The organism is Mesorhizobium sp. M1143, from assembly GCF_040318435.1.
Classification (GTDB): Bacteria; Pseudomonadota; Alphaproteobacteria; order Rhizobiales; family Rhizobiaceae; genus Mesorhizobium.
Map to the genome: position 1 here is coordinate 12,562 of NZ_JAMYMJ010000022.1, position 22,185 is coordinate 34,746.

Below are 22,185 nucleotides of genomic sequence, written 5' to 3' on the forward strand. Positions count from 1 at the left end.
GGCGAGCTTGGGCATCACCTTTCGCAAGGAAACGTTTCGCGACGATTTCACCTTCAGGAACAGCCCGGAGCAGATCAGGCGGTTTCCGTTCCCGTTCCACGAAGACGCCTACATGTATGCCGTCAACATCGAGCCGCATGTCGTCGGTCCCAAGGGCAGCGTTCTGGAAAACCTGATCGACGTCGACGAGCACTATGTCGCCGAGATGCAGGACCGTGCACTGGTGCTGGCCGACGATCCGCTGCGCTGCCAGTCGCTGCCGCATATGACGCTGGCCGGCTGGGACCTGCTCGAACTTTTGATGGAGCAACAGGCACTTGGCTATCCCGAGCATTTCACCCTGACCCGCGACGGCGACCGCTGGCGCTGGATCAACCGGCCGCTCGGCATCGACGACACCTTCACCTTCGGCGACACCTCGACACTGCCTTACGGGCCGATGGAGTACATCACCCGCCAGAGCCAGGGTGATTTCTGCATTCTCGATCAGCGCGACGGCAATCTTTGGATGGACGCCGGCATGGTCACCACTCAGGCCGACTGGTCGCTCGATTTCGACATCGGCATGAATTTCTTCGAATGGCACGCGCCGGTGCCGTTGGCGCATGAAAAGGGCATTTTCGTCAGGGCGCTGAAGTTCCTCACCAACATCCAGCAGGGCAAGCCGGCGCGGCGGCTGAACTGGACGATGACCATAAACCCGCGCCTCGACACCAGTCCGGAGAATTACCACAAATGGGGCCCGGACCGCGCGACGGTAACGCCCGAAAATGTCGCCGACAAGGTGCATCTGCGCGTCGAACTGCAAAGCTTCTGGCGGCTGCCGCGCTCGAACGGCATCGTCTTCCCGATCCGCTGCTATCTCATCAAGATGGACGAACTGGTGACACAGCCGAAATGGGCAAGGCGACTGCACCGGGTGATCCGGGATTTGCCGGAAGAGCTGGCCACCTACAAGGGCCTGACGCGGTATCGGCCGACATTGGTGGAATGGCTGTCGAAGCTGGATGATGGCAGTGCGACGTCACCGGGGTTCGGGCCGGACTAAAGGCCCCCTCATCCGGCCGCTGCGCGGCCACCTTCTCCCCGAGCGGAGAAGAGATCGCCAGCGCCGACGCCAGACTCCTCTCCCCTCGGGGAGAGGTCGGATTGCCCCGAATTGCTCTTGCAATTCGGCCTTGGCAATCCGGGTGAGGGGGCTGCGGCGGTCCGACTACCCCGCGCTCTGCGGATAGCAAATAATCGACAGATACCGCATCGGAAGTTTCGTCAGTTGCTCCGGCCCGTGCGGCGCGTCGGCGTCGAAGAACAGGCTGTCGCCCGGCTTCATCGGATAGAGGTTGCTGCCGTGCCGGTACACCACCTCGCCCTCCAGCATATAGAGGAATTCCATGCCCTCATGCTGGAAGGTCGGGAACACATCCGAATCCTCGGTCAGCGTAATCAGATACGGCTCGACGACGACGCCGCTGGTGTTGGAGCCGATATGGCCGAGCAGATTGTATTGATGGCCGGCGCGGGTGCCGCGGCGTTCGACATCTAGCCCTTCGCCGGCCTTGACGAAGACGGCGCTGCGCTCTTCCTCGAATCGGCGGAAGAAGGCGGTGACGGGAACGCCGAGCGCCCTCGACAGCGCCTGCAGTGTGGTCAGCGACGGCGAGGTGATGCCGTTCTCGATCTTCGACAGCATGCCCAGCGAAATATCGGTGGCGACGGCGAGATCGGCGACGGTGATGCCGAGCTTCTTGCGGAAGGCGCGCACCTCGCGCCCGATCGCCACCTCCAGCACTTTTTCGCGGGTGTCGCGAATGGCATGCGGGTTCTGCGTCAGCGGCGCGCGGATGGTTTTTCCGTCCACGGAGGCCTTTGCCGGTGGCTTTGCCCTTGTCGAAGCAGTCTTGGAGTCGGAACTTGTCTTCGCCATCTCGCCTCCGAATCCCCCTGATTATTTCACTCCAGGTGAACATATTCGGTGCCGATACAGAAACGCAACCGCGCAGCAAGCCCCTTAAGTCGAATGGTGTCCGAACAGGATTTACGCCGTCATCCGTTTTTCCGGAAATCCGCTGGGGCGAAACGCGGTTTCTCCACAAGGCCTGTTGACAGCATCCAAGAGGCAATTACTGTCCTGTGAGTGAAATTTGTTTCGTAAGAGCAATTCCAAAAATCGAATGACACCGGGAGGCCTGCCATGAAAACGCGCGTTGCCGTCATTGGAGCGGGGCCATCCGGTCTGGCCCAGCTCAGGGCCTTCAAGTCGGCTGCCGACAAGGGCGCCGAGATCCCCGAAATCGTCTGCTTCGAAAAGCAGTCGGACTGGGGCGGCCTGTGGAACTACACCTGGCGCACCGGCCTCGACGAGCATGGCGACCCCGTCCACGGCTCGATGTACCGCTACCTCTGGTCGAACGGACCGAAGGAATGCCTGGAATTCGCCGACTATACGTTCGAGGAGCATTTCGGCCGCCCGATCGGATCCTACCCGCCGCGCGCCGTTTTGTGGGATTACATCAAGGGTCGCGTCGAGAAATCAGGCCTGCGCGAATGGGTACGCTTCAACAGCCCGGTGCGCATGGTGACTTTCTCCGACGAGAGCAGGAAATTCACTGTCACCGCGCATGACCGCACCAACGACGTCACCTACTCCGAAGAGTTCGACAATGTCGTCGTCGCTTCCGGGCATTTCTCGGTTCCCAACGTTCCCTATTTCGAAGGCTTTTCGACCTTCAACGGCCGTATCCTGCACAGCCATGATTTTCGCGACGCCATGGAGTTCAAGGGCAAGGACATACTGATCATCGGCCGCTCCTATTCTGCCGAGGACATCGGCTCGCAATGCTACAAATACGGCGCCAGATCGATCACCTCCAGCTACCGCTCCAAGCCGATGGGGTTCAAATGGCCGGAGAACTGGAAGGAAGTGCCGCTGCTGCAGAAGGTCGTCGGCAAGACGGCGCACTTCAAGGATGGCACCACCAAGGACGTCGACGCCATCATCCTGTGCACCGGCTATCTGCATTCCTTCCCGTTCCTCACGGAAGAGCTGAAGCTGAAGACCGCCAACCGCATGTGGCCGGACGGGCTCTATGAGGGCGTCGTGTGGGAGAAGAACCCGAAACTGTCCTATATCGGCATGCAGGACCAGTTCTACACTTTCAACATGTTCGACGCCCAGGCCTGGTTCGCCCGTGACGTCATCATGGGCCGCATCAAGCTGCCGTCGGTACAGGCGATGGCCGAGCACGGCGCCAAGTGGCGGGCACGCGAAGAGACGCTGGAAGACGCCGAGCAGATGATCTGGTTCCAGGGCGACTACACCAAGGAATTGATGGACCAGACCGACTATCCCGGCTTCGACGTCGAGGCGGTCAACCAGACCTTCATGGAGTGGGAGCACCACAAGGCGGAAGACATTATGAGCTTCCGCGACCACGCCTACCGCTCGCTGATGACCGGCACCATGGCGCCATTGCACCATACGCCCTGGCTGCAGGCGCTGGACGACTCGATGGAAAGCTATCTCCAGGTGAAGGGCGTGGCGGCGGAATAGGTCGGCGTGATGCAAAACAATGCGCCGGCACCGGCCCAGTTTCAATTCAGAGGGTAGTCGGGAGCCGCATCGGTCTCCGTCACCTTGACCCAGACCAATTCGCTATAATAGGCGCCCTCCGGGCCGGTGCCGTACATGGACAGTCTGTCAGCCATCAGCAGATGTGTCATGTCGTTGAGTGCCCGGCCGGTCGGCTCCTCGGGCCAGGCGAAGACGCCGTCGGTTTTGGCGCCGAACCTCACATCGGTGCATCCGAAATCGATCTCGACCTTCCACGACAGCAACGGCCTGATATCGCTGAGCGGCGGGCGCGGCGGATCGGGCTGCTCGAAATGATGGTCGACCGAGACTCTCGTCGGCAGTGCCGGCGTGATGCCTTTGGCTTTGAAGGAGGCGATGGCGTCGTCGCCAAATCGTGCGAGCAGGCCAGCGTGCCATAACCGGTAGGTCGCGCGGAAAAAGCCGCTGACCCGGATAGATTTGCCATCGTTGTTGAAGACGTTCACAGCGGCGTAGAAACGGCGCAGTCGTGGCGCCAGCGCCCGCCAGTCGCATTCGGCCGGTGTCCCCGGCGTCGCGATGAAATCGTCAAGCAGATCGCTGCCGCGCACATTGGCGTTCAGCACCGTGCAATCCTCACCATGGATATGCCAGTGCCGCCGGAGCTCGGCTGCTGCGATTCCGGGCTTGCGCAGCTCTTCCACCGAGGCGCGAACCCGAGCAATCGCGTAGGACGTAGCCGCATCCAACGTCTCAAACCCCGAAACCACATGCTCGCCGGTCTTGGCCATGTCGAAGACGACGACAGTAAAAGGCGGTTCGCGCTGATCGGGCATTCGGCAGCAAGCTCAGGCTGGTCGAGGATGAAGCAGCTTTCCGCGCGAAAATGCGTCAAAGTCAAGAGCTGGAGCGCGGCCTGCCATTTCCAGAAGAGGCGAACTCCAGAAGAGGCGAAACCGTCTATCCGAGCCGTGCTTGAGCTTTCGCGGCTCAGGGGTCGGAGACCGACCGCGATGATGTCGATGGCAGGTTGTTGCCAGCCCGCGACAATGCCGCGACCCTGGACCGTGCGATGAACACTTCCTGGCCGAGATCGCGTGTGCCGGCCACGGGGCAGGTGATGATCATCACTTCAATCCAGCGGATAGTCGGGAGGCGCCTCCGTCTCGGTCACTTTGGCGGTTAGTATCTCGCAGTCGTTGGCCCAGTCGGGGCCATCGCCGCGCATGGCCATCATGTCGGCCATCAGCAGGAGCTGCATGGTTCTGAACGCCCAGTCGGTGGGCTCTTGCGGCCAGGCGAAGATTCCGGCGGCGTCGCCGCCGAACTTCACGTCATGGCAGACGAAACCGACCTCGACCTTCCAGGATCGCAGCGTCACGCCTGGCGGCGGGTAGGGCGGGTCGGGCAGCTCGAAGTAATTGGCGACCATGAGCTTCGTCGGCTCCGCCGGCTCGATCCCCTTGGCCTTGAAGGCGGCAATGGCGTCGTCGCCAAAGCGCTCGAGGAGGCCGTCTCGCGTCAGCCTGTAGGTCGAGCGAAAGAAGCCGCCCGCCCAGACGGATTCGTTGTTGCCGTTGGAGATCAGCAGCGAGGCGCGGAAGCGGCGCAGCCTTGGCGCGAGAACTTGCCAGTTGCATTCGGCCGGCATCGACGGCGTCGCAATGAAATCGTCGAGTAGATCGCTGCCGCGCACTCCGGCGTTCAGCACCGAACAGTCTTCGCCATAGAGGTGCCAGAGCTGGCGAAGCTCAGCAGTGGCGATGCCGGGCTTGCGCAAGTCCTCCACCGAGGCGCGAACCCGCGCAATGGCGTAGGACGTCGCCGCCTCCAGCGTCTCAAACCCCGAAACTACGTGCTCCCCGTCCGGCTCGCCGGTCTTGGCCATGTCGAAGACGAGTACGGCAAAAGGCGGTTCGCCGGGATTGGACATTCAACAATTATCCTAGTCTTGCCCGCGCCTTCGCCGTCCAGGCATTGAACAGCCGGTCTGCGACGATGCCGATGAAAGCGATGGCGAGACCCGCGACAATGCCGCGTCCGGAATCGGCCTTGGACAGCGCGATGAAGACTTCCTGGCCGAGGTCGCGTGTGCCGACCATGGCGCAGATGATGATCATCGCTAGCGCCATCAGGATCGTCTGGTTGACGCCCAGCATGATTTCGGGAAGCGCCAGTGGCAATTGTACCCGAAAGAAGGTCTGGCGCGGCGTGCAGCCGGAAACCTTCGCCGCCTCGATCAGCGCCGGCGGCACTTGCCGGATGCCGTGATTGGTGTAGCGGATCGCCGGCACCACGGCGAAGGCGACGGTGGCGATCATGGCGGTCACGTCGCCGACGCGGAACAGCATCACCACCGGAATGATGAAGCAGAAGGACGGCAGCACCTGCAGCGTGTCGATGATGGGCGTGACGATCTTTTCGAAGCGGTCGCTGCGGGCGGCCATCAGACCGATCGGAATGCCGATCAGGCAGGCGATGAAGGCCGAGATGCCGCAGAGATAAACCGTCGCCATGGTCTTTTCCCAAAGGCCGGTGACGGCGCAGAAGGCGGTCAGCGCGGCGACGAGAGCGGCGAGACGCAGGCCTGAGAGCTGGTAGCCGGCGAGGCCGAGCAGGGCCACTGCGCCGAGCCACGGAAAGCCTTCGCAGAAGGCGCGCAGCGGGTTCAGTACATTGAGGATGAGCGCCACGCGAAACGCTTCGATCACGTCGAAGAAGTTGATCGTCACCCAGTTGACCGCCGCCTTCCACAGTGGCGCGGTGGTGAAGGTGATCGCCTTCGGCACCGCTGCGAATGCCGGTACGAACAGGCCGAGCAGCGTCGTCACGACCAGGATGGCGATGGCCAGCGACAGATTGGGATAGCGCCGCCAAAAGCTCTGGTTCGCCTGCCGTTGAACGTGGCCCTTCGCCTGTTTGTGGGCGATGGCTTGGCTCAACCGGTCGAGCCCGATGGCGAGTGCCACAATGGCGAGCCCGGCTTCCATCGCTTCGCCGACCTTCAGCGCACGCAGCGCCAGCAGCACGTCGTAGCCGAGGCCGCCGGCGCCGATCATCGAGGCGATGATGACCATGTTGAGCGCCAGCATGATCACCTGGTTGACGCCGACCATCAGCGTCGGCCGCGCCGATGGCAGCAGCACGCGCCACAATTTCTGCCGCGCCGTGCAGCCGGCCATCTCTGAGAAATCATCGATCTCTGACGGCACCCGCGACAGACCCAGCATCGTTGCCCGCACCATCGGCGGCGTGGCGAAGATGGCGGTGGCGATCATCGCCGAGACCGGGCTGTTGCCGAACAAAAGCAGCATCGGGATGAGATAGGCGAAGGTCGGGATGGTCTGCATCAAATCGAGGGCAGGGGAGATGATCAGCCGCTCGGCCCATGGCTTGCGCCACGCCCAGATGCCGGCGAACAGGCCGGTGACGATGCAGAACGGCACCGCGATGGAAATCAGCGCCAGCGTCAGCATGGCGCTGGTCCATTGGCCGAACAGCGCGGTGTAGAGGAAGCAGCCGCCGACCAGCATGCCAAGCTTTCTACCGCCCGCGGCGTGCCCGGCGATGAAGGCGGCGGCGCAGACGCCGATCCAGGACAGGCGCGGCAGGACATAGGCATCGGCACCGTGACCGATCTTGAAATTCTTGGCCAGCAGGTCGAGCGCGAAATCGAGGGGAACGCCGAGCACCGCGGTGATCGAGCGGGTCAGCCAGGACAAGTTCGACTTGATCCAGCGCATCAGCGCACTGACCCAGTCGGCGACGGGAACGACCGCATCGGCCGGATAGTCGACCGCCCATGGCAGCCTCTCCTGCAGCAGGAATACCACCAGCACGGCGGCCAGCGCCAGCGCCCAGATCAGCAGCCAGCGCTGAACCGGCGGCCTCGTTTCGCTGGCGCTTGCCGTGACCGTCATGCGCCGGCTCTCGTATGCTCGATACCGGCCAGCAACTCGATCACCGATTGCGGCGTCACCTCGCCGATCGGCCTGCCGGTGCCGTTGACCACGGCGAAGGGCTTACCCGAAGCGACGATGCTGGCCGAGAAGCTGGCGATCCTGGCGTCGGGCGAAACCGTACCGCCGTGCTCGGCGCCATCGCAGGCACGCATCAGGCTGCGGGCCGAAATCACCTTGGCGCGGTCGACATCGCGGGTGAATTCGGCGACATAGTCGGTCGCCGGGTTGACAACCAGCTGTTCCGGCGTGCCGGTCTGGATGACCTCGCCATCCTTCATGATGGCGATGCGGTCGGCAAGCCTTATCGCCTCGTCGAAATCATGGGTGATGAAGACGATGGTCTTGTGCAGCATGGTCTGCAGCCGCATCAGTTCGTCCTGCATCTCGCGGCGGATCAGCGGGTCGAGCGCCGAGAACGGCTCGTCGAGGAACCAGATCTCCGGCTTGGTCGCGAGGCTGCGGGCAATGCCGACGCGCTGCTGCTGGCCGCCGGAGAGTTCGCGCGGATAGAAATGCTCGCGGCCGCGTAAGCCCACGAGATCGATCACCTCCCGCGCTCTCGTTTCGCGCGTCGGTCGGTCCTGGCCCTGGATGCTCAGGGGAAAGGCAATGTTGTCGAGCACGTTAAGATGCGGCAGCAGCGCAAAATTCTGGAACACCATACCCATGCGATGACGCCGCAGTTCGATCAGCGCCGCATCGGAAATCTTGAGCAGGTCGTTGCCTTCGAATTCGACCTTGCCGTGGGTCGGCTCGACCAGCCGCGACATGCAGCGCACCAGCGTCGACTTGCCGGAGCCGGATAGCCCCATGATGATGAAGATCTCGCCCTGGCGTATTTCGAGATCGACGGCGCGCACCGCACCCACCAGTCCTGCGGCAGCGACATCGGCCATGCTGGCCTTGCCGTCACGCTCGCGGATGAAGCTGGCCGCGTTCGATCCGAACAGTTTCCAGACATTGCGGCAAGCAAGCTTTATCGGCCGCGCATCCTTTGGCGTGCCAACTGCCTGCGGTTCAGTCGCTTCCGTCATCCAATGGTCCTTCTGGAAAATGGAGATAAGACCCGCCGGGTCCGGCTTCCAGTCAGGCGATCACTGCGCCCAGGCTTTCCAGTCGGCTTCGTGGGCAGCGATCCAGGCGGCGGCGACATCTTCGGGCGTCTTGCCGCCGAGGTCGATCTCGCCGCTCATCTTGTTGAGCTCATCGGTATCGATCGTGTACGCCTTGGCCACCTTGTAGGCGACCGGCCATTTGTCCTTCATGCCGGACCAGGAGTATTTCCAGATTTCGCCATGCGGTTTGCCGCAATCATATTTGGCATCCGGGTTGGTGCCCCATTTCGGGTCGGTGTAGCACTCGGGCGTATACTCCGGGAATTCGACCCACTCGCCCTTGTACTTGGCCGGCGCCCAATGCGGCGAATAGATCCACAGCATGATCGGCGCCTTGCGCTGATAGGCCGAGTCCAGTTCGGCGAACATCGCCGCGTCGGTGCCGGCATGGATGACAGTGAAGGGCAGCTTCAGCGCCTCGACGCGCTCGTCGTCAAAACCCTCCCAGGTTACCGGGCCGCCGAGATAGCGGCCCTTCGGCGCCGTCTCCGCTGTCGAGAACGCCTCGGCGCATTTCGGGTCCTTTAGCGCTTCCCAATTGGGCAGGCCGGGGCATTTCTCCTTCATATATTCGGGAAACCACCATTCCTCCTTGGCCTTCGGCCCGAGCTTGCCCAGCCGCTCGGTCTGGCCGGTGGCGTCTGAAGCCTTCATCGCCTCGCCGGCCGTCGTGTCCCAGAACTCCAGGCCGACATCGAGGTCGCCATTGGTGAGACCGGTGGTCAGGCTGGAGAGGTAGTCGGCGGTCGGATATTCGACGGTATAGCCGAGCTTTTCGAGGATACCGCCAAGGATCTTGGCGTTGAGGTTGACGCTGGTCCAGTCGAACAGCGCGATCTTGATCGGGTCGTTGGATTCAGGTGCTGCTGCGTGGACCGGTGATGTAAGCGCACTTGCGGTGGCAAGCGCCAAGGCTCCCATTGATAGGTTCGAAATCACACTGCGAAATGACATGCTTGTTCTCCTGTCAAACCATGTGGAAATTTCTTGATCGTTCCCTTCTTGCGTCTTTTCTTGATTGTGTTGGAAAGGCGGGTCGTTACGCAAGCTCGTTCGCACCAAGCCAGTGCCGCGGCCGCAACTTGCGCAGGCGAAATGGTTGCTCGACTTGGTGTTTATGTGATGCCGGGCGGGCCCGCGTCATGGCATCGGATGGATTGCTGCGTGAGCAATCGTCAACAGATCGATCGCCGCTCCAGCGGCGCTCTCAGACGTGCGAGCCATCAAGGTCCCATGATCTCGGCCGGCGAGCCCCGTCCTCGCCAAGGCCGTTTCATGGGATGAAATTATATATACCAACGTTCATGCGGCGCAACGGCTGATGCCCTGTGCACTGCGGAATTTCAGACTGGTCGATTGCCAACCGCCAGAGCTGACGTTCACGACATGATCAGGCCGCCATCGACATTGATGGTTTGGCCGGTGATGTAGGTGGCGTCGTCGCTGGCGAGAAAGCTGACCAGGCCGGACACGTCCTCGCCGCTGCCGGCGCGCCCCATCGGGATGTTCTTCACCCATTCGGCCATCAGCTCGCCGGGCTTGTAGTCACCCATCAGCTTGCCCCACGCTGCGTCATTATAGGCCCACATGTCCGTGTCAATGATGCCGGGGCAGATGGCGTTGACGGTGATCTTTTCCTTGGCCACTTCCTTGGCCAGGCTCTGGGTAATGCCGACGACGCCGAACTTCGACGCCGCATAATGCGGCGTGTAGATGAAACCCTGCCGCGCCTGGCCCGATGCCGTGTTGATCAGCCGGCCGCCATCGCCATGCTTGCGGATGCGGGCGATCGCTTCCTGGCAGCACAGGAACACGCCCTTGGTGTTGACCGCCAACACCTTGTCCCACTCGGCCTCGGTCATCGCCTCGATCCGGGCGATGGTGATGACGCCGGCATTCTGCACCGAAATGTCGACACGGCCGAATTCCTTCTCGGCGAGGTCGTAAAGCGCGGTGACCTCATCCTTCCTGGTAACGTCCATGCGCATCGACGCGACCTTGGCGCCTGCCGCTTTCAGGCCGGCGGCGACGTCCTCGACGCGGGTATCGATGGCGCTGACCACCACCGCGGCACCTTCCTCGGCGAAGCGCTTCGCCATCGCCGCGCCGATGCCGCCGCTGGCTCCGGTGATCACAGCAGTCTTGCCTTCAAAACGCTTCTGCACTTTTCTTCTCCTACCAGCAGACAAAGCCGCCATCGACGATCAGGTCGATGCCGGTGACGTAACTCGCGGCGCGGCTGGCCAGAAACACGGTCGGGCCGACCATCTCTTCCGGCGTCGCCATGCGCCCCATGGGCGTGTCGCGTTCGAAGATCTTGATCTGTTCGGCGACCTCCGGCCGCTTGTTCATCGGCGTCAGCGTGTAGCCTGGGCTCACCACATTGACGCGCAGGCCGCGATCGGCCCATTCCATGGCGAGGCTTTTCGACATGTGGATGACCGCCGCCTTCGACGAATTGTAATGCGCCTGGGTCAGGCCGCGATTGACGATCGAACCCGACATGGAGGCGATGTTGATGATCGAGCCCTTGCGCCGCGTCAGCATGGCGCGCGCTTCGGCCTGGCAGGACAGGAACACGCCGCTGACATTCACGTCGTAGATTTTCTGCCACTTCTCCAGCGACAGCGTCTCGGCGGCCTCGGCTCCTGCAATGCCGGCATTGTTGACGGCGATGGTCAGTGCGCCGAGTTCCTTTTCGGTGCGCTCGATCGCCGCTGCAAGGTCAGCCTCCGACGTCACCGTTCCGGTCAGCACCAGCGCCTTGCGGCCAAGTGCCGAAATCTTGTGCGCCGTCTCGTCCAGCCCGCCCTTGGAGGTGTGGCCGAAACAGGCTATGTCGGCGCCGGCTTCGGCGAGCCCGATGGCAATGGCCTGGCCAATGCCGCTGCCGGCGCCTGTTACCAGCGCTACGTCGCCGCTGAGATCGAATAGTTTCATGTTGTTCCCCCTCCTAAAATGAGGGGGCGCCAGTCTTTGCTGGCGCCCCGCGCGGTCCGGTCCTTGGGAGGATACCACCTGCTGCGCTTTGTTCCGACTCCTGTCCTCAGCTCGTGGCGAGTTCCATCACCGCGACATTGCTCGCCTCGCTGCGGTCGAGAATGCCGCGCTGGCGGCCGCGGCTCAGCACCAGCACCCGGTGCGACAGCCCCAGCACCTCCTCGAGGTCGGAGCTGACCACCACCACCGCCATGCCGGAGCGGGCGAGGTCGGCGATCACGTCGTAGATAGCCGCACGCGCGCCGACATCGATGCCGCGCGTCGGTTCATCGAGGATGAACACTTTTGGCGGTCGCGACACCCATTTGGCAATGATCACCTTCTGCTGGTTGCCGCCGGAAAGCTTGCTGACCGCCTGGCCAGGTTTGCCCTTGACCCCGAGCCTTGCGATGCCGGCTTCGGCGAATTTCTGCACCGCTTTCGGAAACACCCAGCCCTTCGGCGCGACATGGTCGAAATTGCCGAACGCCAGATTCTCGCCGATGGTCTGGTCGAGCACCACGCCTTGCGCCTTACGGTCTTCCGGCACCAGCACGACGCCGGCCTTGATCGCTGCCGCCGGCCCGCTGAGATGCACCGATTTGCCGGCAACGCGCACCGAGCCCGACGAGATCGGATCGGCTCCGGCGATCGCCCGTACCAGTTCGGTGCGGCCGGCGCCGATCAACCCGGCAATGCCGAGGATCTCGCCTGCTTGGACCGAGAAGGAAACGTTGTTGAAGCTCTTCTCCGGCGAGGACAGGTTGTCGACCTCGAGCAGCGTCTCCTCGCGCGGCGGCGACAGATGCGGGAACATCCGTTCGACCGAGCGGCCGACCATCTGCTCCACCACTGTGCGCACGGGAATATCGGCGCGCTCGTGGCGGGCGACGATGCGTCCGTCGCGCATCACAACCACGCGGTCGGCAATCTGCGCGATCTCGTCGAGACGATGGCTGATGTAGATGAAGGACATGCCCTCCGCCTTGAGCTTGCGGATCTGCTGGAACAAAAGCTCCGTTTCCTCGCCGCCGAGCGCTGCGGTGGGTTCGTCGAAGATCAGCAATTCGGCATTGAGCGTCAACGCCTTGGCGATCTCGACCTGTTGCTGGGCGGCGATGCGCAGCGTGCCCACCTTGCGCTCGGGCGAGACGTCGAGGCCAAGCCGCTTCAACTGCGCCGAGGCCTTGGCGTTCATCTCGGCGCGGTCGATGCGGCCGCCGCGCATCGGCAGGCGCCCGACATAGACGTTTTCCGCCACCGACAGATCCGGCAGCAGCTTCAGTTCCTGATGGATCATGCCCACACCGGCATCGATTGCCGCGGCAGGCGAGGCGGGGGAATAAGGTTTCCCCCGCCAGATGATGGTGCCCGCGTCGGGCCGGGTCGAGCCGGCGATGATATTGGACACCGTCGACTTGCCGGCGCCGTTTTCGCCGAGCAGCGCCACAACCTCGCCCGGCCGCACCTCAAAGCTTGCATCGGCCAGGACCTGGACCGGTCCGTAGCTCTTGCAAAGGCCGTTGACGAAGAGCCCGTTGTGCGGGCTTTCGCTGTGGCGAGGATCAGGAGACATCGTGGCGCTCTCTATAAGCGGTGCCGCAGGTTACGGGTGCTTGGCGATGAACTGCTCGACATTGTCCTTGGTGGTCAGCGTCGCATCCTGCAGCTGCTCGGCCGGAACGCTTTCGCCGGCCACCAGCTTGATCGCCGCATCGACGGCGAGCCGGCCCATGCCTTGCGTCTGCTGCGTCGCGGTGACGTCGAACACGCCGTCCTTCAGCGCCTTGAGTGCGGCCACGTCGCCATCGAAGCCGGCAACCCAGACCTTGTGGCCGGGATTGGCGACCTTGACCGCCTGTGCCGCACCCAGCGCCAGCGCATCGGCCTGGCCGATGACGATGGAGACATCGGGATGCGACTGCAGCAGGTCCTGCGTCAGCTTGAAGCCTTCGTCCTGGTGCCAGCCTTCGCTCCACAATTCGCCGACCACCTTGATATCGGGATAGGCCTTGAGCGCTTCGCCGCAGCCCTTCGAGCGATCGACTTCCGGCGTGGTGCCCTTCTGGCCGTGGATGATGATCAGTTCGCCTTTGCCGCCGGCCTGCTTGGCGATGTAGTCGCACACCGCCTGCGCCGAGGCGACGCTGTTGGTGGCGATGAAGGTGTCGCCGGGCGCGCCGTCTGCATTGCGGTCGACATTGACCACCGGAATGCCGGCGGCCTTGGCGGTCTTGGTCGGCACGGTGGCGGCTGTGGCGCCGGCCGGAATGTAGATCAGCGCGTCGATGTTCTGCGTGATCAAATCCTGTACCTGGCTGACCTGCGTTGCCGAATCGCCCTTGGCGTCGACGGTGACGATCTCGATGCCCTTCTCCTTGCCGTAGGCTTCGACCGACTGCTTGATCTGGTTGAAGAAGTCGGCCTGCAAATTGGCCACCGCGAGGCCGAGTTTCTTGGCCTCCTTGGCCGAGGCCATGTCGGTCAGGCCGAGCAGGGGAATGATTGCGGCAGCGGCGAGCAGCAGTGAACGTTTGGTGAGCATGTGTTTCCTCCGTTGATAGTCAAACTGTCCCGCCAGCGCATCGCGCCCCTTGGAACATCCCAGTTTCGGATCGACCGATCCGTCTATCGCCCGGACGCTCCGGGCGAATTCTCAATTGTGCCCCGTTCTCTATCGCGCCCTGCGCCGCCAGGTATCGCTGGCGACCGCCAGCGCGATCACCACGCCGATCACCACCTGCTGGATGAAGGGCGAGACGCCGAGCAGATTGAGCCCGTTGCGCAGCACGCCGATGATGAGTACGCCGACCGCGGTGCCGCCGATCGAGCCGATGCCGCCCGACAGGCTGGCGCCGCCGATCACCACCGCCGCGATGGTGTCGAGCTCATAGCCGAGGCCGGAACTCGGCTGCACCGAATCCAGCCGCGCGGCGAGCACGATGCCGGCAAGACCCGCAAGCACGGCGCAGATGGCGTAGACCCAGTTGGTCAGTGACTTCACCGGAATGCCGGAGAGCCGCGCCACCTCGGCGCTGCCGCCGATGGCGTAAAGGCTGCGGCCGGTGGCGCGGTAGTTGAGGAAGATGGCGAAGACGATCGCCAGCACCATCATCACCCCGACTGTGACCGACAGGAAGCCGAAATGGCGGATGATCGACAGGCTGGTGAACCAGTCGGGAAAGCCGACAATCTGCGAACCGTCGGTGATCATATTGGCAAGACCGCGCGCCACCGACATCATCGCCAGCGTCGCGATGAACGGCGGCAGCCGGGTGACGGTCACCAGCAGGCCGGACACCAGTCCGCAAAGGCCGGCGACGACCAGTGCTGCAACGACGCCGGCCGCAAGGCCGAGATTGAGATAGTCGGGGTGGGAGACAAAGCCCATCACCATGGCGGCCAGCGCCAGCACCGAGCCGACCGAGAGATCGATGCCGCCGATCAGGATCACCAGCGTCATCCCGATTGCCATGATGCCGAGCACCGTGATCTGGTCGAGTACGTTGAGGATGTTGCGCACGGTGAGGAACGTGTCGGTGGTCAGCGTCAGCGCCAGGCAGAGCAGCAGCAGTCCGATCAGCGGTCCCATGGTTCCGGCAAACAGTGCCGAAAGCTTCGCGGCCGTCGCACCTTGAGCGCCGGGCGCGGCTTTCAACTCGCCAGCCTTCGACTCGCTTGCATCATTACTCACGGCCACTTCGTCTCCTCCGTCAGCGAAACGGCGATGGCCTGCCGTCCGCTCTTGTTCACCAGGCACCTCCCTGTGAACAATTTATCTTTGATGTGCAATTTTGTTCAGCTAAACTGTTCATTAGAAAATTGTCAAGAGCCGTTGCGCCATTCGGCGGTGGTTTGCACCACAGGGCGGTTTGTCCTAGGGAAGGCCAGGGGGCGGCGCTTGCGGAAGATTTCCGAAATTTGCCGCGGGAGGGCAAAAGATGGCGACCGTCGACAACGAGAAAGCCTCGCGCTTCCCCGATGCCGAGCTCAAGGCCCGGGCCGCCTGGCATTACTATGTCGAAGGCCTGACGCAAGAGCGCATTTCCGAGATCCTCGGCGTCGGCCGCATCAAGGTGCACCGCATTCTCTCCGCTGCGCGAGAGGAGGGCATCGTGCAGTTCCGCATTCGCGACAGTGTCGTCGAATGCGTGCAGCTCGAGGAGAGCCTGAAGCAGCGTTTCGGGCTCAGCCAGGCGGTCGTGGTGCCATCAGCCGCTGATCGCAGCAACGCGCCGCTGATGATCGGCCACGCGGCTGCCGCCTATCTCGCCGACAATGTGAATGCCGGCGACGTCATTGCGCTGGGCTGGGGTCGCACCCTGAAATTCGCCATCAACGAACTGCCGAGGCGGCCGATCGCCAGGACGACGGTTGTCTCGATGCTCGGCGGCCTCACCCACGCGCAGCCGCTCAACCCGACCGAAAGCGCCTGGGAGTTCGCCGAAAAGATCGGCGCTGAATGTTTCCTGCTGCCGGTGCCGGTCTATGCCGACAAGCCGGAACAGCGCGATGCCTTCATGAGCCAGCGCAGCGTTCAGGATGTGGTCTTCCGCGCGCGCCGCGCCAACATCGCCGTGCTCAGCGTCGGCTCGTTTTCCAAGGACAGCCCGATCGCCAATTACGGTTTCATCAAACCGAGCGAACTCGAGGAATTGCAGGCGGCCGGCGCGGTCGGCGACCTCTTGTGCCATTTCATCGACGCCGAGGGCCACTCTGTCGACCATGAGGTCAACCGCCGCGTCTGCGCCTATCCGCTGCAGGATCTGTCCGATATTCCGAGCATCATCCTGGTGTCAGGCGGTCAGGAGAAGGTCGCCGTCATGCGCGCCGCGCTCGCCAACACCAGGATTTCGGTGCTCATTACCGATGAGGATGCGGCCAAAGGCCTGCTCAACCGTTGAGCGCTGTCGGCGTCGGTCAGAATTCGCAGGGCTCCGGGTGACTTTCGTCCGACCAGTCGGCCAGTGCGATCGGCACGAATTTTCCCGCGACCGGTTTGCCGTCGTCCAGGTCCTTTGAAGCGGTGCCTTTGCCGGTGAGAAAATTGATGTCGCAGCCGCCCAGCGTCGTCTCGACCGAGCCGTCGGCTTTCTGCACATTCCAGTCCCAGTCGCGACTGTAGCCGGCGACAAGGAATTTTCCGCCGCGCCAGACGATGGTCAGCGTCGCATCCCATGATTTGTTGGCGCCGCAGCCGAAGCACGAGGTGACGACAAGCGATCCCTTGCCCTTGCTTTCGAGCCCGAGAATACGGTCCTGCGTCAGCGCCTTTTTGACAAAGTCAGGCTTGCGCGAAGGATCGAGCTTTCCTTCGCCGGCAGCCAGATAGATCGAGAGATCCGCCAGCCCGCTGTCGGAATCCGCCGCGATCGCGGCCCGATCCATCCTGCCGTCATTGTCCATGTCGAGCGTGACCTCGAAGGGCGGCTCGTCCTGCGCACGCGCCGTCATTGGAGCTGCCGCAAGCGCGACAATCCAGGGCAGGGCGGCAAGGTGAAATACTGCTTTCATGAGCCCGATGAGTCTAGCATTGGCCGGGCAGGACGCAAAATCGGCAAGCTGGCAGGTTGGGCATGGGAGCCTCACGCAGGCAAGCTGCGCTTGAACTCAGATCGCACCGAGCCGCGCGTGGATGTCGCGTGTCGCGTGATAGAGGTCGCGGTAGATCGACTTGCGCGCCCGGTAAGCCGGCACCAGCGTCATATCCGGATCGACACGCCTGGCCGGCGCCGCCGCCATTGCCTTGGCGGCGTCTTCCGCCGAGGCGAACCAGCCGATCGCCGAAGCCGCCAGCATGGCCGCGCCAAGGGCCGCCGCCTCGTTGACCGGCGACACGAACAGCGGCCGCTCCAGCACGCTGGCCATGATCTTCATCAGCAGCGCCGAATTGGTGCCGCCGCCGGCGGCAATCATCTCTCCCGGCTTGCCGCCGCTTTCGGCCTCCATCGCCTCGCTGGCGATGGCCTGCTCCAAAGCGATGCCTTCCAGCGTGGCGCGGAAGAGATGCCTGGGCTCATGGTCGAGCGACAGGCCAACAACGGCGCCGCGCGCCGCGCCATCCCAATAGGGGCTCATGACGCCGGCCCAATAGGGCATGACCAAAAGACCGTCGCCGCCGGCCGCAACATCGACCGCACCCTTCTCCAGTTCTGCCGCGGAAGACGCGCCGGTGGTGCGCACGATCCAGTCGACCAGTTGCATGCCCGAGCGCAGCACGGTTTCCAGCATGAAGCCGGAGCCGGTCGGCGAGACCAGCGTGCGAAACGCGTCCGATGTGGTGACCGTGCCGGAATAGCAGCCGCTGACGACGCCGGAGCCGAGCGAGAGATAGCTCCTGCCGGCACCATAGACGCCCATGCCGAGACCCATGGCCTGGCCATCGCCGGCGCCGGCGACAATTGGCGTGCCCGCTTTGAGGCCAGTCAGCTGGGCAATGCTTTCGGCAAGGCCGCCGCAGATTTCGCCTGGGCCGATCAGCGCCGGCAACTGCCGTGGCTGCAGCCCTGCAGCCGCGACAAGCTCAGGGTGCCATTCGCCTGTCGCGACATCGAGCAAGCCGAGCGGGTCGGCACTTGCCGTGCTGGTAACCAGCCGTGCGGTCAGCCGGTGAACGAAGAAGCCATGAACATCGACCAGGGCGGCGGCGTTGGCCAGCACCTGCGGCTGGTGTTCGGCCAGCCAAGCGATGGCATAGAGCGCCGGCGTCGGATCCGGCGGCTTGCCGCTCCAGTCGCGGATCGTCTCGCGGCCAAGCTCGGCCGACAGCCTGGCGACTTGAGGCCGGGCGCGCTCGTCAAGCCACAGGATCGCCGGGATGAGCGGCGTGCCGGCCTGATCGATCAGGGTGAAGGTCTCGCGCTGATGGGCTATGGCAATTGCCGCCACGCGCGCGGCGCCGACCTTGTCGGCAACCTGCTTCAGCGCACTGATAAGGGCTGCCCACCAATGTTCGGCATCCTGCTCGAAATGGCCGGGCTTAGGATTGGCCAGCGGATAGGCCTCGCGCGCCTGGAACAGCTCCGCGCCGTCGCCGGTGAAGGCGATCGCCTTCACCGCCGTCGTCGAGGCATCGATCCCGATAACGACATCGTCCATCACAGGGAGATCCCGAAGGTTCAGGCGGCGTTGGTCACAAACTGTCCATCCGACTGGTCTAGACGGCGGCGGATCTGCGTTATCACCATCGAATCGTCGGGTACACAATTTTCATAGGTAAGGAAGTCGCCGGTCTTGACCGGCTTGACCACCTTGGCGCGTTCGGCAATCCCGAGCGGCAGCGCGCCCTTGGCGCGGGCGTCCTCCCAGGTCATGGCGAAGCCGCGATAGTCGTTCTCGCCGATCATGCCGAGCGATTGGCCCGCGCCGAGATCGCTCTTGGCCACCGCCACCGCTTCGGCGACCGGATGGTCGAGGGGCTCCATGTCGGCTCGTTTGTAGACAACGGCGCGCGCCGCCGACAGTGGCACTTCAAGGCTTGTCAGGTGATAGGGACGGTAGATCGTGAAATAGGGGCCCTTGCCGACCTTGAGGTCGACCATGCGCTCCAGCACGCGCGGATGCCTCGTTTCGATGATGCAGAACACGCCGGGCGCCACGCCCTTGCCGATAGAATAGTCCACCACGCCCTTGCGGTGCAGCACGCCGCCATCCTCGCGCGGGCAAAGCACGCTGGCCAGTTCCTCCAGCGTCGCCGTCGGGCCGTGCATGCCCGGCACGTCTGGCACCAGCCCGGTGGCGTTGGCGATAGCCACCATCTCGATCGCCGTCTTGGAACCGTCGACGAACTCGACCAGCATGCGCGCATTCATGTTGCGCTCGGCCGCTTCCTTCTCGTAGTCGGCGGGCATGGCGTCGATCTTGAGCGGGTTGTTTTTGCCCTTGCCGGCGGCGATGATGTTGAAGCCGAGGCTCTTGGCGAAGCCGATGATCTCCAGCGTGCAGGCGGGTTCGTCGCCGGCCGCACCGGTGTAGACCACGCCGGCCTTGCGCGCTTCCTCCTTGAGGAAGCGGCCGATCGTAATGTCCGCCTCGACATTGAGCATAACGATGTGCTTGCCGTTCTTCATCACTTCGAGCGCAAACAGCGTGCCGATGTTGGGATTGCCTGTCGCGTCGATGATGACATCAATGCGGCCGGCCGCGGCCAGCGCATGCAGATCTTCGGTGACAGCGATCTTGCCGGCCTCGATGGCGCGGTCGATGGCAGAGGCGTTCGCAGCCTGGACGATGTCGGAGCGGTCATGGCCGGCGAGCAGTGCGGCATCGATCGCCGCTTGCGGCCGCACCTCGGAAATGGCACCGATCCGCATGCCCGGCATCAGCGCCACCTGGACGACGATGTCGGTGCCCATCTGCCCGGCGCCGGCGAGTCCGATGGTGATGGGCCCTTGGGCTTCAGCGCGCTGCAGAAGTTCCGCTGCAAATTGCGGATGGGCCATATCGCTTCCTCCAGTCATGACGCGCCGCAGCGTCAAATCATCATTTTGAACATTCCTATTTCCATTTGAAAAATATTTCAACCCGCAAATCGGAGAATGGCTGCAGGACCAAATCTCCCACGGAGGATTCGTGGGGTGACAGCTTCATGCTGCGCTTGATCTCAGCCGATCTCTAGGAAAGGCTTGCCGAGCAGGTCGGGCACGACATCGATGCCGAGGCCGGGCCCGTCGGGAATGCCCATGTGGCTGCCGGTGACCGGTGGGGCGTTGGAGGCCGTGCGCACCGTCACCCACTCATGGAAGGCGATGGCGTGCAGCCGGCGTTCTTCCGGCGTCGACAGCGACAGATGCGCCATCGCCGCCGTGTCGATCTCGGCGCCGCCCGTATCCTCGACGGTGATCATGAAACCGAGATCGACGGCGACGTCGCGGATTTGCCTTGTCCTGGTTACGCCGCCAAGCCGCGAGATCTTCAGCGTCAGCCCGTCGGCGGCGCCCAGGCGATGGATTTCCAGCATCGCCTCGAGCGAGATGACGCTCTCGTCCAGCACCATCGGCTTGTCGAGCATGCGGCGCACCGACATGTTCTCCTCGATCGTCGTGCAGGGCTGCTCGAACGTGTAGTCGATGCCGCGCGTTGCATCGGCGAACTGCCGCGCCTGGTAGGGTGTCCAGCCGGCATTGGCGTCGCAGAAAATCACCGTGCCTTTCGGCACGGCCGAAGCGACTGCGCTCACCCGCTCGATGTCGTCATGCACATTGCCGCCGACCTTGACCTGCAGCCGGCGGCAGCCCTGGGCGATGATCCTTTTGGCCAGTGCCGCCATCTGGTCGAGCGTGCCGTGGGTGACGACGCGGTAGGTCTCCGCCATGTCGCTCTCGCGGCCGCCAAGCATGGTCACCAGCGGCACGTCGGCGGCCCGGGCCGCCAGATCCCAGCAGGCCATGTCGAGCGCCGACTTGATGTAAGGATGGCCCTTGAACACCGTATCCATCAATCGGCCGATGCCGGCGAGGCCACGCGGGTCCTGGCCGATCAGGTGCGGCGCGATCTCGACCACGCCCGCGCGCGTTCCCGCCGGAAAGGCGGCCGAATAGAAATTGCCGAGCGGCGCCATCTCGCCCCAGCCGGTCACGCCGCTGTCTGAGGTGATGGCGACGATCACCGCATCGAAGCAGTCTGCAACCCGCCCCTTTGACATGCGGTAGGGCCCGTCCACGAAGGGCTGCACGACGCGATAGGCCTTGATGGATTTGATCTGCACTTGTCTGTCCGTTGTCTCTAGGTGTTGAGGAGGGTCAGCCCTTCGATGTTCCGCTGCTCGAGGCCACGCGCATAGGCAAGCAGCTCTTCGAAATCGAGGTCGATATGCTCGCGCGCATGGCGCTGGGCAGCGCGCATGTCGGCGCCCTTCAAGAGCCGCACATAGGTCTCGTGGAGATCTTCGGCCGGCACCGGCTCGTTTCGGGCCCGCTGGTGCAGGGCAAAATACATCTGCAGCCGGCTGGTCAGCCGCTGCCAGGTTTCCCGCAGCACCGAATTGTCGGCCCATTCATAGATCAGCCCGTGCAATTGCAGCGCGGCTTCGATCTGGCGGGTGGTGTCTCGCGCGCGCGTCGCCTGCTTCACTGCCTCGTGCCGGCGGTCGAGTTCGCCGAAGAAGCGCTGGTCGCGCAGCTTCCATGTCCGCTCGATGGCGAATTCATCGAGCACCTTGTTCAGCGAATAGGCGTCGTCGATATCTTTGGCGGTGACATCGATGACGAAGGTGCCGGCATAGGGAATGCTGGTCAGGATGCCTTCCTGCACCAGCTCGCGCATCGCCTCGCGCAACGGCGCACGGCTGACCCGCATCTGCTCGGCGATCCTCAGCTCGTTGAGCTTTTGGCCGGGTTCCAGCTGGCCGGTCAGGATCGCGCGCCGCAACAGCGCGACGATCTCGGCCCGGCGTGTCGTATCCGCGATCGGACTGAAGTCCAGCTTGGCCATTCCGTCACTCCAGTGAGAGCCGGAAACCAGACAAGCAGATTGTCGACAATCCTACAAGATGATTGTTCCGGATTCTTGTGCCTTGCGGTTACTCCAAAAACGGCGTGCGGCGCTCCATAAAAAAACGGCGCCCTCGGCGTGGAAGCCG

General features: G+C 63.4%; 20 protein-coding genes. 3 read left to right on the plus strand and 17 right to left on the minus strand.

Annotated elements, in window-relative coordinates; genetic code table 11:
* Window positions 1-7 precede the first annotated feature (7 nt).
* Entirely contained in the window at window positions 8-1,048 is a 1,041-nt protein-coding gene (locus NKH35_RS16530; RefSeq protein ID WP_352625610.1) for a heme-dependent oxidative N-demethylase family protein, read from the plus strand.
* A 165-nt stretch (window positions 1,049-1,213) separates the two neighbouring features.
* On the opposite strand, the gene NKH35_RS16535 is transcribed toward NKH35_RS16530, so the two are convergent.
* Window positions 1,214-1,924, minus strand: a complete 711-nt coding sequence (locus NKH35_RS16535) for a helix-turn-helix domain-containing protein (protein ID WP_023687066.1) — start codon at window positions 1,922-1,924, stop codon at window positions 1,214-1,216.
* A 267-nt stretch (window positions 1,925-2,191) separates the two neighbouring features.
* Between NKH35_RS16535 and NKH35_RS16540 the strand changes: the two genes are divergently transcribed.
* Entirely contained in the window at window positions 2,192-3,550 is a 1,359-nt protein-coding gene (locus NKH35_RS16540; RefSeq protein WP_352915397.1) for a trimethylamine monooxygenase, read from the plus strand.
* 41 nt (window positions 3,551-3,591) lie between these two features.
* Here NKH35_RS16540 and NKH35_RS16545 read toward each other — a convergent pair whose 3' ends face one another.
* The 11 genes from NKH35_RS16545 to NKH35_RS16595 all read right to left on the minus strand — a co-directional run bounded on the left by NKH35_RS16545 (window position 3,592) and on the right by NKH35_RS16595 (window position 15,264).
* Window positions 3,592-4,386, minus strand: coding sequence for a hypothetical protein (locus tag NKH35_RS16545; RefSeq protein WP_352915399.1), 795 nt, complete (start codon window positions 4,384-4,386; stop codon window positions 3,592-3,594).
* A gap of 154 nt (window positions 4,387-4,540) precedes the next feature.
* Window positions 4,541-4,678 carry a hypothetical protein gene (locus NKH35_RS16550; RefSeq protein ID WP_023820990.1) on the minus strand — a complete coding sequence of 46 codons (138 nt, stop codon included), beginning with the start codon at window positions 4,676-4,678 and terminating at the stop codon, window positions 4,541-4,543.
* A 4-nt stretch (window positions 4,679-4,682) separates the two neighbouring features.
* Window positions 4,683-5,483 (minus strand): hypothetical protein, encoded by an 801-nt coding sequence (locus tag NKH35_RS16555; protein WP_023704846.1) that lies wholly within the window; start codon window positions 5,481-5,483, stop codon window positions 4,683-4,685.
* A gap of 7 nt (window positions 5,484-5,490) precedes the next feature.
* The gene (locus NKH35_RS16560) at window positions 5,491-7,470 is read right to left on the minus strand and encodes an ABC transporter permease (RefSeq protein ID WP_352915402.1); all 1,980 of its coding nucleotides are present in this window, start codon (window positions 7,468-7,470) and stop codon (window positions 5,491-5,493) included.
* On the minus strand, window positions 7,467-8,546 hold the full coding sequence (locus NKH35_RS16565; RefSeq protein WP_023732158.1) for a quaternary amine ABC transporter ATP-binding protein: 1,080 nt from the start codon (window positions 8,544-8,546) through the stop codon (window positions 7,467-7,469). The genes NKH35_RS16560 and NKH35_RS16565 overlap by 4 nt, the downstream gene beginning before the upstream one ends.
* 60 nt (window positions 8,547-8,606) lie before the next feature.
* Window positions 8,607-9,581, minus strand: a complete 975-nt coding sequence (locus NKH35_RS16570) for an ABC transporter substrate-binding protein (protein ID WP_023732157.1) — start codon at window positions 9,579-9,581, stop codon at window positions 8,607-8,609.
* Window positions 9,582-10,006: 425 nt separating this feature from the next.
* Window positions 10,007-10,825: an SDR family oxidoreductase gene (locus NKH35_RS16575; RefSeq protein ID WP_050590350.1), complete on the minus strand. Its 819-nt coding sequence runs from the start codon at window positions 10,823-10,825 to the stop codon at window positions 10,007-10,009.
* Window positions 10,803-11,567, minus strand: a complete 765-nt coding sequence (locus NKH35_RS16580; protein WP_023732155.1) for an SDR family oxidoreductase — start codon at window positions 11,565-11,567, stop codon at window positions 10,803-10,805. Before NKH35_RS16580 ends, NKH35_RS16575 begins: the two co-directional genes overlap by 23 nt.
* Window positions 11,568-11,673: 106 nt before the next feature.
* Window positions 11,674-13,182 carry a sugar ABC transporter ATP-binding protein gene (locus tag NKH35_RS16585; RefSeq protein WP_023732154.1) on the minus strand — a complete coding sequence of 503 codons (1,509 nt, stop codon included), beginning with the start codon at window positions 13,180-13,182 and terminating at the stop codon, window positions 11,674-11,676.
* A gap of 30 nt (window positions 13,183-13,212) precedes the next feature.
* Window positions 13,213-14,151, minus strand: coding sequence for a sugar ABC transporter substrate-binding protein (locus tag NKH35_RS16590; protein WP_023684414.1), 939 nt, complete (start codon window positions 14,149-14,151; stop codon window positions 13,213-13,215).
* A gap of 129 nt (window positions 14,152-14,280) precedes the next feature.
* Complete coding sequence (locus NKH35_RS16595; protein ID WP_050589004.1) at window positions 14,281-15,264, minus strand: ABC transporter permease; 984 nt, start codon at window positions 15,262-15,264, stop codon at window positions 14,281-14,283.
* 283 nt (window positions 15,265-15,547) lie between these two features.
* On the opposite strand from NKH35_RS16595, the gene NKH35_RS16600 reads away from it, so the two are divergent.
* Complete coding sequence (locus NKH35_RS16600; RefSeq protein WP_352915406.1) at window positions 15,548-16,510, plus strand: sugar-binding transcriptional regulator; 963 nt, start codon at window positions 15,548-15,550, stop codon at window positions 16,508-16,510.
* A gap of 16 nt (window positions 16,511-16,526) precedes the next feature.
* On the opposite strand, the gene NKH35_RS16605 is transcribed toward NKH35_RS16600, so the two are convergent.
* The 5 genes from NKH35_RS16605 to NKH35_RS16625 all read right to left on the minus strand — a co-directional run bounded on the left by NKH35_RS16605 (window position 16,527) and on the right by NKH35_RS16625 (window position 22,037).
* A complete protein-coding gene (locus tag NKH35_RS16605) occupies window positions 16,527-17,060 on the minus strand; it encodes a hypothetical protein (protein WP_352915408.1) in 534 nt (177 codons plus the stop codon).
* 156 nt (window positions 17,061-17,216) lie between these two features.
* Window positions 17,217-18,704: a xylulokinase gene (locus tag NKH35_RS16610; RefSeq protein WP_352915411.1), complete on the minus strand. Its 1,488-nt coding sequence runs from the start codon at window positions 18,702-18,704 to the stop codon at window positions 17,217-17,219.
* 20 nt (window positions 18,705-18,724) lie between these two features.
* Entirely contained in the window at window positions 18,725-20,047 is a 1,323-nt protein-coding gene (locus NKH35_RS16615; RefSeq protein ID WP_023668524.1) for an NAD(P)H-dependent oxidoreductase, read from the minus strand.
* Between the two features lie 161 nt (window positions 20,048-20,208).
* Window positions 20,209-21,312 (minus strand): mandelate racemase/muconate lactonizing enzyme family protein, encoded by a 1,104-nt coding sequence (locus NKH35_RS16620; protein WP_352915413.1) that lies wholly within the window; start codon window positions 21,310-21,312, stop codon window positions 20,209-20,211.
* A 17-nt stretch (window positions 21,313-21,329) separates the two neighbouring features.
* The gene (locus tag NKH35_RS16625) at window positions 21,330-22,037 is read right to left on the minus strand and encodes a GntR family transcriptional regulator (RefSeq protein ID WP_352915416.1); all 708 of its coding nucleotides are present in this window, start codon (window positions 22,035-22,037) and stop codon (window positions 21,330-21,332) included.
* Window positions 22,038-22,185 lie beyond the last annotated feature (148 nt).